Annotated in this window: 10 protein-coding genes; 9 read left to right on the top strand and 1 reads right to left on the bottom strand. The window is 63.3% G+C overall.

What is annotated here, in order from left to right; genetic code table 11:
• Nucleotides 1-49 precede the first annotated feature (49 nt).
• The 9 genes from hfq (at nt 50) to P0D73_RS13640 (ending at nt 9,871) form a co-directional block, all read left to right on the top strand.
• The gene (hfq, locus tag P0D73_RS13680) at nt 50-286 is read left to right on the top strand and encodes an RNA chaperone Hfq (protein WP_006051315.1); all 237 of its coding nucleotides are present in this window, start codon (nt 50-52) and stop codon (nt 284-286) included.
• A gap of 57 nt (nt 287-343) precedes the next feature.
• Nucleotides 344-1,531, top strand: a complete 1,188-nt coding sequence (gene hflX / locus P0D73_RS13675; RefSeq protein WP_132373863.1) for a GTPase HflX — start codon at nt 344-346, stop codon at nt 1,529-1,531.
• A gap of 49 nt (nt 1,532-1,580) precedes the next feature.
• A complete protein-coding gene (hflK, locus tag P0D73_RS13670) occupies nt 1,581-2,987 on the top strand; it encodes an FtsH protease activity modulator HflK (RefSeq protein ID WP_408282699.1) in 1,407 nt (468 codons plus the stop codon).
• A 12-nt stretch (nt 2,988-2,999) separates the two neighbouring features.
• Entirely contained in the window at nt 3,000-3,902 is a 903-nt protein-coding gene (gene hflC, locus P0D73_RS13665; protein WP_408431659.1) for a protease modulator HflC, read from the top strand.
• Nucleotides 3,903-3,946: 44 nt separating this feature from the next.
• A complete protein-coding gene (locus P0D73_RS13660) occupies nt 3,947-4,138 on the top strand; it encodes a DUF2065 domain-containing protein (protein WP_408313416.1) in 192 nt (63 codons plus the stop codon).
• Between the two features lie 257 nt (nt 4,139-4,395).
• Entirely contained in the window at nt 4,396-5,547 is a 1,152-nt protein-coding gene (locus tag P0D73_RS13655) for an ATP phosphoribosyltransferase regulatory subunit (protein ID WP_408175889.1), read from the top strand.
• A gap of 203 nt (nt 5,548-5,750) precedes the next feature.
• A complete protein-coding gene (locus P0D73_RS13650) occupies nt 5,751-7,097 on the top strand; it encodes an adenylosuccinate synthase (RefSeq protein WP_132373867.1) in 1,347 nt (448 codons plus the stop codon).
• A gap of 3 nt (nt 7,098-7,100) precedes the next feature.
• A complete protein-coding gene (locus P0D73_RS13645) occupies nt 7,101-7,691 on the top strand; it encodes a phosphoribosyltransferase (protein ID WP_168794484.1) in 591 nt (196 codons plus the stop codon).
• A 293-nt stretch (nt 7,692-7,984) separates the two neighbouring features.
• Complete coding sequence (locus P0D73_RS13640; RefSeq protein WP_408175890.1) at nt 7,985-9,871, top strand: potassium transporter Kup; 1,887 nt, start codon at nt 7,985-7,987, stop codon at nt 9,869-9,871.
• 161 nt (nt 9,872-10,032) lie between these two features.
• Here P0D73_RS13640 and P0D73_RS13635 read toward each other — a convergent pair whose 3' ends face one another.
• A complete protein-coding gene (locus P0D73_RS13635) occupies nt 10,033-12,381 on the bottom strand; it encodes a Tex family protein (protein ID WP_408175891.1) in 2,349 nt (782 codons plus the stop codon).
• Nucleotides 12,382-12,516: the final 135 nt, after the last annotated feature.

Raw genomic sequence — 12,516 nt, 5'->3', positions numbered from 1 at the left:
TTTCTTCCTCGTCAATTAAGTCAACCTGCAAAAAAATACGGAGTTTGCTATGAGCAACAAAGGGCAATTGTTACAAGACCCGTTTTTGAACGCACTGCGTAAAGAGCATGTGCCGGTGTCGATCTACCTGGTCAACGGCATCAAGCTTCAAGGGAACATTGAATCGTTCGACCAGTACGTCGTGTTGCTCCGGAATACGGTCACCCAGATGGTCTACAAGCACGCAATCTCGACAGTCGTGCCAGCCCGTCCGGTGAATTTCCACCCGGATTCTGAACAGTCCTAACCCCCGTCGCGGCCGGCGTAACGTCGCCCGTTGGCGATTACTCCCGGCCGCCTCATTTTGATACCCTCCAATTTGATCAATGCAGCGCTTGTCGGCATCGACTTCGGTAAGATCGATTTCGAAGCCAGCCTAGAAGAACTCAGCCTGCTCGCGCAAAGCGCGGGCGCGAATCCCTTAGTCACCCTCACCGGGCGCCGGTCCAGCCCCGATGCCAAGATGTTCGTCGGCAGCGGCAAGGCCGAAGAACTGCGCCTTGCGTGTGAGGCGAACGACATCGAACTCGTCATTTTCAATCACGCTCTGGCGCCTGCGCAGCAGCGCAATCTGGAGCAGGCGCTTAATCGGCGCGTGATCGATCGCACGAGTCTGATCCTCGACATCTTTGCGCAGCGCGCCCGCAGCCATGAAGGCAAGCTGCAGGTGGAACTCGCGCAGCTGCAGTATCTGTCGACGCGACTGATCCGCGCATGGACCCACCTGGAACGGCAAAAAGGCGGTATCGGTTTGCGCGGCCCTGGCGAAACGCAGCTCGAAACCGACCGCCGTTTGATCGGCGAGCGCATCAAGGCGCTCAAGACGCGGCTCGAGAAATTGCGCCGTCAGCACGGCACGCAGCGCCGCGCGCGCAGCCGCAATCAGACCATGTCCGTATCGCTCGTCGGCTATACGAACGCGGGCAAATCCACGCTCTTCAACGCGCTCACCAAGGCCCAGGCGTACGCCGCCGACCAGTTGTTCGCGACGCTGGACACCACCTCGCGGCGCGTCTATCTCGGCGACGAAGCGGGGCAGGTGGTGGTGTCGGATACGGTCGGTTTCATCCGCGAACTGCCTCACCAACTGGTGGCGGCGTTTCGCGCCACGCTCGAGGAAACCATTCACGCCGATCTGCTGCTGCACGTGGTCGATGCATCGAGCGCGGTGCGGCTCGACCAGATCGATCAGGTGAACGAGGTGTTGCACGCAATCGGTGCAGACACGATCCGGCAGGTGCTGGTATTCAACAAGATCGACGCGGTGCCGGAGTTGGCGGCCCGTGGGGACGCGGTTGAGAGGGACGAGTATGGTAATATTTCGCGCGTCTTTTTGAGCGCGCGCACGGGGCAAGGGCTGGACACACTGCGCGCTGCCATCGCTGAAATCGCAACTGCCGAACCTCTTTCCGAAACGCTGGTCGATCTCTCGGAAGAAGACCGGGCGGCAGCACCACGCGACGACCATAAGGTCTCAGAATTCGGGCATTGACCCGTTCCAATTGCACTGACCCGCTGTCTACTCTGGTGAACGAACACAGGTGAACGATTACAACGAGCGGAGTATCTGGCTGCGCATGCGCGCCATGCTGTCACTGAACGATCCGCGCTGGGGCCGGGGAGAAGGCAATGGCGACCGGCAACGTCCAAACGAGCCCAAGCGTCCGCCGACCAAGGACGGTGAAGGCCCGCCCGATCTCGATGAGATGTGGCGCGATTTCAACCGCCGGTTGAGCCGCGTGTTCGGCCGCAAGGGCGGCGGTGCCGGCGGTGGCCGTCCGGACAACGGTCGCGGCGCGCGCATTGGCGTGGGCATCGTGATCGGCGTGCTGCTGGCCATTTATCTCGGCAGCGGTGTGTTCGTCGTGCAGGACGGTCAGGCCGGCGTCGTGATGCAGTTCGGCAAGTATCGCTACACGGCGGGGCAGGGCGTGCATTGGCGTCTGCCGTATCCGTTCGAAGCGCATGAGCTCGTCAATATCGGCCAGATCCGCCAGGTCGAGATCGGCCGCAATAACGTGGTGCGTCTCGCGAATGTGAAAGACGCGTCGATGCTTACGCACGACGCGGATATCGTCGACGTGCGCTTCGCCGTGCAATACCAGGTGCGCAAGCCGACCGACTACCTGTTTCGCAGCGTCGATCCCGATCAGGGCGTGATGCAGGCTGGCCAGGCGGCGGTGCGCAGCATCGTCGGCGCGCGCAGCACCAATGACATCCTCTATCAGGATCGCGAAACAATTCGCCAGCAGCTGATGGCGGCGATCCAGCAATCCCTGGATGAATACCAGTCCGGACTCGCCGTGACCGGCGTGACGATCCAGGGCGTGCAGGTGCCCGACCGGGTGCAAGCCGCCTTCGACGACGCCGCCAAAGTCCGTCAGGAAAACGAGCGCGCCAAGCGCGATGCCGAAGCCTACGCCGCGGATCTTCTGCCACGCGCGCAGGCCGACGTGGCGCGCCAGATCGACGAAGCGAAAACCTACAGCGACAAGACAGTGGCCCAGGCACAAGGCGACGCCGAGCGCTTCAAGCAGGTCTACGCGCAGTACTCGAAAGCGCCGGCTGTGATTCGCGAGCGCTTGTACCTGGAAACCATGCAGCAGATCTATTCGAATACGACCAAGGTGTATGTGGACAGCAAGAGCAGCAACAACGTGCTGTATCTGCCGCTCGACAAACTGGTCGAGCAGACCCGCCAGCGGGTCGCCGACGCTGCTGCCGCATCGGGCGGCACTGCCGGCGCCGCGGCCGCTGCCGCTGCCGCGCCGCAAGCGGCGAGAAGTGCCGCATCGCCGTTGGCTACACCGTCTGCCTCTGCAACCGGCCCTGCGGCCTCGGCACCTGCCGCGGCTGCCGCACCGGCCAGCCAGGCCGCAGCCAGCAGCGACGCGCTGCGTTCACGCGACTCCTTCCGCAGCCGTATGCGCGAAGACGACGTTCAATAAGGAGCGCACATCATGAACAAGATCATTGCGCTCGTCGTGGCTGTCGTCATCGTGCTGTTCGCTGCTTCGTCGATGGTGTTCGTCGTCGATCAGCGTCACATGGCGGTGCTGTCCTCGCATGGCGACGAGGCGCCGAGCCTGCTCGGCCCCGGCCTGCATGTGAAATTGCCGCCGCCGTTGCAAACCGTCACGCTGGTCGATAACCGCATCCAGTCGCTCGACGCACCGGACGAAGACCGTTACGTGACGTCCGACAAGATCGATCTGCTGGCCAACCCGGTCCTCAAATACCGCGTGACCGATCCGCTCAAGCTGCTCGCCGAAACCCGCGGCGATGCGCAGAGCCTGCCGGACCGGCTCGCGTTGCTGTCGCGCAGCGCGCTCGGCGATGCATTCGCGAAAGTCACGCTGTCCGACGCGCTCGCGAGGCAGCAGGCCGTCGCCGACGAAGCGCGCGCCGCAATGGACAAGGCCGCGGCATCGCTCGGCGTGTCGGTGGTCGATGTGCAGTTGACGCGCGTCGATTTCCCCGCGTCGATGGCCGACTCCGTCTACAAGCGCATGATCGCCGCGCGCCAGCAGGTCGCAGCGGATGAACGCACGAAGGGCACCGCCGAAGCCGACAAGATCAAGGAAGGCGCGGTCGGCCGGCAACAGGCGATTCTCGCGGACGGTTATCGCCAGGCGCAGACCATCAAGGGCGAGGGCGATGCGAAGGCAGCGCAAATCGCCGCCGACGCTTACGGCAGCGACCCGCAGTTCTACCAGTTCTATCAAAGCATGCAGGCATACAAGAACACCTTCAAGCCGGGCGACGTGATCGTGGTCGACCCGAGCAACGAGTTCTTTCGCTTCATGCGTAGCCCGACCGGCGGCGCCGCCCCGGACGCTCCCGCGGTCCCGCGCAAACCCTGATAACCGGAACGCCGCGGCACCCGCATCGCGGCCCTTTAATTCGCATGGATATAGCCGGCTCGTTACTGCTCGCGATCGCGTTGATGCTGATTATCGAGGGAATGTTTCCCTTCGTTTTTCCGAGCGCCTGGCGCGACACGTTCCGTAAGATAGCGGAACGGCCGCCGCATCAGATTCGCGTGGGCGGCCTGATCGTGATGGTGCTCGGGCTGGTCCTGCTGTTTATCGTGACTTGATGGGGCCTGTTTTGTCGATGGCGTCGCGGCCTGGCGGCGGCGCGGGTCATTGCCCCGCGGCCGCAAGCAACCAGCCGCCTTCGTCTGCCGCGGCCTGAACGCCGCGTAGTGCATCGCCCTGCGCCCGAAAGCCGGATGCGGTCGTTGCAGGCAATCCGGACGCCCGCGATGGCCGCCAAAATCGAGCCGCCGCCCGCCATTCACACTCACTTACCGGCGCACCCAGCCGCCGTGTTCAACGTCGTAGGACTGTATCGATGTCGACCTGGTTACTTCCCGAGAATATCGCCGACGTGCTGCCGTCGGAAGCCCGCAAGATCGAAGAATTGCGGCGGCATTTGCTGGACCGTTTCCGCTCGTACGGCTACGAGATGGTCATGCCGCCGCTGCTCGAGTACATCGAGTCGCTTCTGACGGGCGGTGGACACGATCTGAATCTGCGGACCTTCAAACTGGTCGATCAATTGTCCGGGCGCACGCTCGGTCTGCGCGCGGACATCACGCCGCAGGTCGCGCGCATCGACGCGCATCTGCTGAATCGCCAAGGGGTGACGCGTCTTTGCTATGCGGGCAACGTGGCGCATACGCGTCCGCGCGGCCTGCACGCCACGCGCGAGCAGATCCAGATCGGCGCGGAAATTTACGGACACGCCGGCCTCGAAGCGGACCTGGAAATCCAGCAACTGATGCTCGACGCGCTGCGTCTGGCCGGTCTCGCGAAAGTGCGCCTCGATCTGTGCCACGCGGGCGTGCTCGCCGCCTTGATCGAAGCCGAGCCGGCCGCGGCCGAACTCGGGCAGTCGCTCTACGACGCGCTGGCGGGCAAGGACGTGCCGCGCCTCGTCGAACTGACGGCCAACCTCACGCCGGTGATCCGCGACGCCTTGCGCGCACTGCCCACGCTGTACGGCGACGCCTCGGTGCTCGAGGAAGCGCGTGCGCGCTTGCCGAACGCGCCGGCCATCGCCCGCGCGCTCGACGACCTCGCGTTCCTCGCGAGCCAGGTCGACGGCGCCGAAGTGATGATCGATCTCGCCGATCTGCGCGGCTATGCTTACCACAGCGGCGTGATGTTCTCGGCGTATGTGGACGGCGTGCCGAACGCGGTGGCGCGCGGCGGCCGGTACGACCACGTGGGCCAAGCGTACGGCCGTGCGCGGGCGGCCACCGGCTTTTCGCTCGATCTGCGCGAAGTGGCGCGGATTTCGCCGGTCGAAGCGCGCAGCAGCGCGATTCTCGCGCCTTGGCAGCACGACGAAGCACTGCGCGTGAGCGTCGCCGCGTTGCGCGATGCCGGCGAAGTGGTGATTCAGGCGCTGCCCGGCCACGAACACGATCTGGACGAATTCGCGTTCGACCGCGTGTTGGTCGAGCGCAACGGAAATTGGGTCGTCGAACCGCGCGCCTGAGCGCGTTCCGCGGACCCGCCCGAGGGCGATCGCCAGGGCACGTCGGACGGCGTCGAACGTGCGGTTAAAACGCTGCGCGGCCACCGGCCGCGCTACTTTCGCAATACCCAACATAACGTGCATACCGTTGAGCGGAAACGGAAAAATTCGGAAGGTTCCGCGAACATAGGTAGAATACGTTTTTAACCAGCTTACGAAACAACATGTCTGCCAGCGCAGTGAATGTGAACCCCGGGCGTAACGTCGTCGTCGTGGGAACCCAGTGGGGTGATGAGGGCAAGGGCAAGATCGTCGACTGGCTGACGGACCACGCTCAAGGCGTCGTTCGCTTCCAGGGCGGTCACAATGCCGGTCACACGCTCATCATCGGCGGCAAGAAAACCATCTTGCGTCTGATTCCGTCGGGCATCATGCATCCCGGCGTCGCGTGCTACATCGGCAATGGCGTCGTGTTGTCGCCGGAAGCGCTGTTCAAGGAAATCGGCGAGCTCGAAGCCGCCGGGGTCGATGTCCAGAATCGCCTCTTCATTTCCGAAGCCACCACCCTGATCCTGCCGTATCACATCGCCATCGACCAGGGCCGCGAAGCGCGCCGTGGCGCGGGCAAGATCGGCACCACCGGCCGCGGCATCGGCCCGGCTTACGAAGACAAGGTGGCGCGCCGCGGTTTGCGCGTGCAGGACCTGTTCGAGCCGGAGATCTTCGCCGAACGTCTGCGTGAAAACCTCGACTATCACAACTTCGTGTTGACGCAATACCTGGGCGTCGCCGCTGTCGACTTCCAGCAAACGCTCGACACGATGCTCAGCTATGCCGACCGTCTGAAGCCAATGGTCACCGACGTGTCGCGCCGTCTGTACGACGCGAACGCGGCCGGCAGCAACCTGCTGTTCGAAGGCGCGCAAGGCACGCTGCTCGACATCGACCACGGCACGTATCCGTACGTCACGTCGAGCAACTGCGTGGCGGGTGCGGCCACGGCGGGCGCGGGCGTCGGTCCGCAAAAGCTGAACTACATTCTCGGCATCACCAAGGCGTACTGCACGCGCGTCGGTTCGGGCCCGTTCCCGAGCGAACTGTACGACGCGGATAACGCCGCCCGTCAGGAAGCGATCGGCCTCGAACTGGCGACCGTCGGCAAAGAATTCGGCTCGGTCACCGGCCGTCCGCGCCGCACCGGCTGGCTCGACGTCGCCGCGCTGCGCCGCTCGATCCAGATCAACGGCGTGTCGGGTCTGTGCATGACCAAGCTCGACGTGCTCGACGGTCTCGACGAAGTGAAGCTGTGCGTCGGCTACACGGTCGACGGCAAACACGTCGACCTGCTGCCGCGCGGCTCGTCGGAAGTCGCGCGCTGCGAGCCGGTGTACGAAACCTTCGCGGGCTGGAAGGAAAGCACCGTCGGCATCAAGGAATGGGACAAGCTGCCCGCGAATGCGCGCGCTTATCTGTCGCGTGTGCAGGAAGTCGCTGGCATTCCGATCGACATGGTGTCGACTGGTCCGGATCGCGACGAAACGATTCTGCTTCGTCATCCGTTCAAGGTTTAAGCCATGGTGCAAGGTGTGCCCATGATTGCGATGAAAGATCCGCGCAACGATGACAAGAACCTGTGGGTCGGCTGGGACGAGTATCACCGGCTGATCGAATTGCTGGCGTTGCAGGTGCACGAGTCCGGCTGGAAGTTCGACAAGATCCTGTGCCTCGCGCGCGGCGGTCTGCGCGTCGGCGATCAGCTCTCGCGCATTTACGATCTGCCGTTGGCGATTCTTGCCACGAGTTCGTATCGTGAAGCAGCCGGCACGGAGCAGGGCGAGCTCGACATAGCGCAATACATCACAATGACGCGTGGCGAGTTGCACGGCAACGTGTTGCTGGTCGACGATCTGGTCGATTCGGGCGTGACGCTCGCGCGTGTTCAGCAGCATCTGAAAGAGCGTTATCCGGCGATCACCGCGGTGCGTTCGGCGGTGCTCTGGTACAAGGGCTGCTCGAAGGTGAAGCCCGATTACCACGTGCAGTATCTGCCCACTAATCCGTGGATCCATCAACCGTTCGAGGAATGGGACACGGTGCGTCCGCATAACCTCGGTGCGTGGATCAAGCGCGGCATGCAGCAAGCGCAGGAGTCGTCGGGGGAGTGATGCGCAAGACGGCGCTGAACGTGTTGCGTCGTACCCTGCGCCGTACCCCGCGTAGTCTCGCAAAACGGAGCCCATCGGGCTCCGTTTTTTTATGTGTGGGCCGTGCGCGCCCGCATCGCAAACCGCGCATTGACGATGCCGGCAATGCGGCTCGTGCAGCAGACGCGCTCATATCGCAGTGCTACACTGCGCGGACGATCACGTGGTGTATCCACAACAAGCCGAGCGGCGCCATGCTGGCAGTTTAGAATGGCGGTCGTTTTTCCGCTCAGGGAACGGATTTCCTCGCGTTTATGACAGATAACAATCACGTGCACAAACAGCCTCTGCCTTCCCTCGCTCTCGCTGCGATCGGAGTGGTGTTCGGCGATATCGGCACGAGCCCGTTGTACTCGCTGAAAGAAGCCTTTAGCCCGTCTCACGGCATTCCGCTGACCGATCAATCAATCCTGGGTGTGATCTCGCTGCTGTTCTGGGCGATCGTGATCGTGGTCGGTATCAAATATGTGTTGTTCGTGATGCGCGCGGACAACAACGGCGAGGGCGGTGTGCTCGCGTTGATGGCGCTGGCGCTGCGCTCGCTCGACGAGAAGTCGAAAATGGCCGGCTTGCTGGTGATGCTCGGCATCTTCGGCGCCTGTATGTTCTACGGCGACGCGGTGATCACGCCGGCCATTTCGGTGATCTCGGCGGTCGAGGGTCTGGAGATCGCAGCGCCCCATCTGTCGCATCTGGTGCTGCCGCTCACGATGGTGATCCTAGTGCTGCTGTTCTGGATTCAACGGCACGGCACGGCGATGGTCGGCCGTCTGTTCGGTCCGATCATGGTGCTGTGGTTCGCGGTGCTCGCGGTGCTCGGCCTGTGGCATATCCTGCAGTCGCCGAATGTGATCCGTGCGCTGAACCCGTATTACGCTTACACCTTCATGGCCGCGCACGTGCTGCAGGCCTACGTGGTGCTAGGCTCGGTCGTACTGGTGCTGACCGGCGCGGAAGCGCTGTACGCCGACATGGGCCACTTCGGTGCCAAGCCGATCCGCATGGCGTGGTATTTCCTCGTGATGCCTTCGCTGGTGCTGAACTACTTCGGCCAGGGCGCGCTGCTGATGCACGATCCGAAGGCCATCGAAAATCCGTTCTTCCTGCTCGCACCGGACTGGGCCTTGTTGCCGCTGGTCGTGCTCTCGACCGTCGCGACCGTGATCGCCTCGCAGGCCGTGATTTCCGGCGCCTATTCGCTGACGAGCCAGGCAATCCAGCTCGGCTATGTGCCACGCATGAAGATCCTGCACACATCGGAGCTGGCGATCGGCCAGATCTATGTGCCGGTGGTGAACTGGATGCTGCTGTTCATCATTCTATGCATCGTGATTGCCTTCAAGAGTTCGGATAATCTCGCGGCCGCATACGGTATCGCGGTGACGGCCACCATGGTGATCACCACGATTCTCGCCTGCGTCGTGATGGTGAACGTGTGGAACTGGAACAAGCTGCTGGTGGCGCTGATCATCGGCGTGTTCATGACGGTCGATCTAGGATTTTTCGGCGCCAACCTGCTGAAGGTCGAAGAAGGCGGGTGGTTGCCGCTCGGCATCGGCGCGTTGCTGTTCTTCCTGCTGATGACCTGGTTCAAGGGCCGCATGATCGTGAAGGAGCGCACGGCCGCCGACGGTATCCCGCTCATGCCGTTCCTGCAGGGATTGCTCGCGCATCCGCCACATCGCGTGTCGGGCACGGCGATCTATCTGACCGGCAGCGATTCGCTCGTGCCGGTGAGCCTGCTGCACAACCTGAAGCACAACAAGGTGCTGCACGAGCGCACCATCTTCCTGACCTTCGTGACGCGCGATATTCCGTACGTGAACGACTCGGAGCGTGTGACGGTCAAGGATATCGACGGCGGCCTGTATCTCGTCAAGGCGGCCTACGGTTTCAACGAAACGCCGGACGTGAAGGCGGTCCTGCTCGAAGTCGGCCGCACGCGCGACATGACCTTCGAGATGATGGACACGTCGTTCTTCCTCGCGCGCGAAACGGTGGTGCCGACGCAACTGCCGGGCATGTCGGTGTGGCGCGAACGTGTGTTCGCATGGATGCATCAGAATGCCGCGAAGCCGACGGACTTCTTTAGTATTCCGGCTAATCGGGTGGTGGAGTTGGGGACGAAGATCGAGATCTGACGGCTGCCGCTGATTTTCAAGCGCCCCCATGCAGGGCGCAAACAAAAAAGCCCACGCGAATGCGTGGGCTTTTTGTTTGGAGCTTGATCGATCGAGCAATGCGCGCGCTCAACAAGCTCAACCAGCGCGTGAGCGAATCACGCGCCCTAAAAGCAGCAAACTTACTTCTGCTTGAGCTTGGCGAACGCAGCCGCCATTGCGCCGCCCGCTTCCGGCTCGCGCGAGCGCTGTTGCTGCGCGCCGCGTCCACCGCCGCCTGAGCGGCCCGCGCCGCCGCGATCCTGCTGGGCGCCGCCACCGCTGCGCGCCGTTGCCGCGCCGACCTCGTCATCCATCCGCATCGTCAAGGCAATACGCTGACGCTTCACGTCGACTTCCAGCACCTTCACCTTGACGATCTGGCCGGCCTTGACGACTTCATGCGGGTCCTTGATGAACTTCGTCGACATGGCCGACACGTGCACCAGACCGTCCTGATGTACGCCGATATCGATGAACGCGCCGAACGCCGCCACGTTTGTCACGACGCCTTCGAGCACCATGCCCGGCGTCAGATCGCTGACCTTCTCGACGCCTTCGCGGAAGGTCGCGGTCTTGAACTCGGGACGCGGATCGCGGCCCGGCTTTTCGAGTTCGAGCAGAATGTCGCGCACGGTCGGCAGGCCGAAACGATCGTCGACGAATTCCGCGGGCGACAGACCGCGCAATGCCTCGCGATTGCCCAGTACTTCACCGACATGCTTGCTGATCTTCGCCAGCATGCGTTCGACGACCGGATACGCTTCCGGGTGAACCGACGAGCGGTCGAGCGGATTCTCGCCGTTATTGATGCGCAGGAACCCGGCTGCCTGTTCGAAGGTCTTGTCGCCCAGACGCGGCACCTTGCGCAGATGCTCGCGCGACGGGAACGGACCGTTCGCATCGCGATAGTCGACGATGTTGCGCGCCAGCGTGGCGTTCAAACCCGAGACGCGGGCGAGCAGGGCGACGGAGGCCGTATTCGCGTCCACGCCGACCGCGTTCACGCAGTCTTCGACCACCGCATCGAGCGAACGGGCCAGTTCGCGCTGATTCACGTCGTGCTGATACTGGCCGACGCCGATCGCCTTCGGCTCGATCTTCACCAACTCGGCGAGCGGGTCCTGCAGACGGCGCGCAATCGACACCGCGCCGCGCAGCGACACGTCCATGTCGGGGAATTCCTTCGCCGCGAGTTCGGAGGCGGAGTACACCGACGCGCCGGCTTCGGACACGACAATTTTCTGCAGCTTGAATTCCGGATGACGCGCGATCAGTTCGCTCGCGAGCTTGTCCGTTTCGCGCGACGCCGTGCCGTTGCCGATGCTGATCAGTTCAGCCTGCGTCTGCGCGCAGATGCGCGCGAGTTTCGCGATCGAGCCGTCCCAGTCGCGGCGCGGCTCGTGCGGATAGATCACGTCGGTGGCGAGCACCTTGCCGGTCCGATCGACCACCGCGACTTTCACACCGGTGCGCATGCCCGGATCGAGGCCGATCACGGCCTTCGGCCCGGCCGGCGCGGCGAGCAGCAAGTCTTTCAGATTGCGCGCGAACACACGGATCGCTTCATGCTCGGCTTCGTCGCGCAGATTGGTCAGCAGCTCGTTTTCGATGTGCGGCTGCACCTTCACGCGCCAGCACCAGCGGCACACGTCGGAAAGCCATTTGTCGGCCGGACGATTCTGGTTGGCGATGCCGAAGTGGCGCGCAATCAGCGCTTCGCCCGGATGCGGCACCTGCGCGTCGAGTTCTTCGCCGAGGCCCAGCTTGACCATCAGCACGCCCGCGTTGCGGCCGCGGAACAGCGCCAGCGCGCGATGCGACGGCACGGTGCGGATGGTTTCCGCGTAGTCGTAGTAATCGCGGAATTTTTCTTCCTCGGCGTTTTCCTTGCCTTCCACCACTTTCGACGACACCACGCCCTGGTTGAACAGGTAATCGCGCAGCTTGCCCAGCAACTCGGCCGTTTCGCCGAACTGTTCCGAGAGAATGTCGCGCGCGCCGTCGAGCGCGGCCTTCACGTCGGCGACGCCTTTCTCGGCGTCCACGTAGGCGGCGGCTTCGGTTTGCGGGTCGAGCAGGGGATTGGCCAGGAGCGCGTCTGCAAGCGGCTGCAGGCCGGCTTCGCGGGCGATCTGCGCGCGCGTGCGGCGCTTCGGCTTGTACGGGAGATACAGGTCTTCCAGCACCTGTTTGCTGTCGGCGCCTTCGATCGCGGCGCGCAGCTCGTCGGTGAGCTTGCCCTGTTCGTCGATGCTGACGATGATCGCGGCGCGGCGGTCTTCCAGCTCGCGCAGATACAGCAGGCGTTCCTCGAGGTTGCGCAGTTGCGTGTCGTCGAGATTGTCGGTCACTTCCTTACGGTAGCGGGCGATGAACGGAACAGTCGCTCCTTCGTCGAGAAGTTGCACCGCGGCCGCGACCTGGCGCGGCTGGACGGACAGTTCGGCGGCGATGCGCTGTACGATCTTGAGTGCTACGGTTTCCGTCATAAGGTCTTGGTGTTCCTGCGGACTCAGTTCGGGGGTCGCGCGCTGACGCTACGTGAGGGCACGTGGGGCACGTCGGGACAGGCCGGGCGTGCGCGCTGCGACCAGGTTGCTGGAGCGGGGCATTTTGCCATAAAT

Source organism: Paraburkholderia sp. RL18-101-BIB-B, assembly GCF_046026985.1.
In the GTDB taxonomy this organism is placed as follows: domain Bacteria; phylum Pseudomonadota; class Gammaproteobacteria; order Burkholderiales; family Burkholderiaceae; genus Paraburkholderia.
The sequence above is the reverse complement of the archived record's forward strand: the minus strand, read 5'-3'. Positions and strand labels throughout refer to the sequence as shown.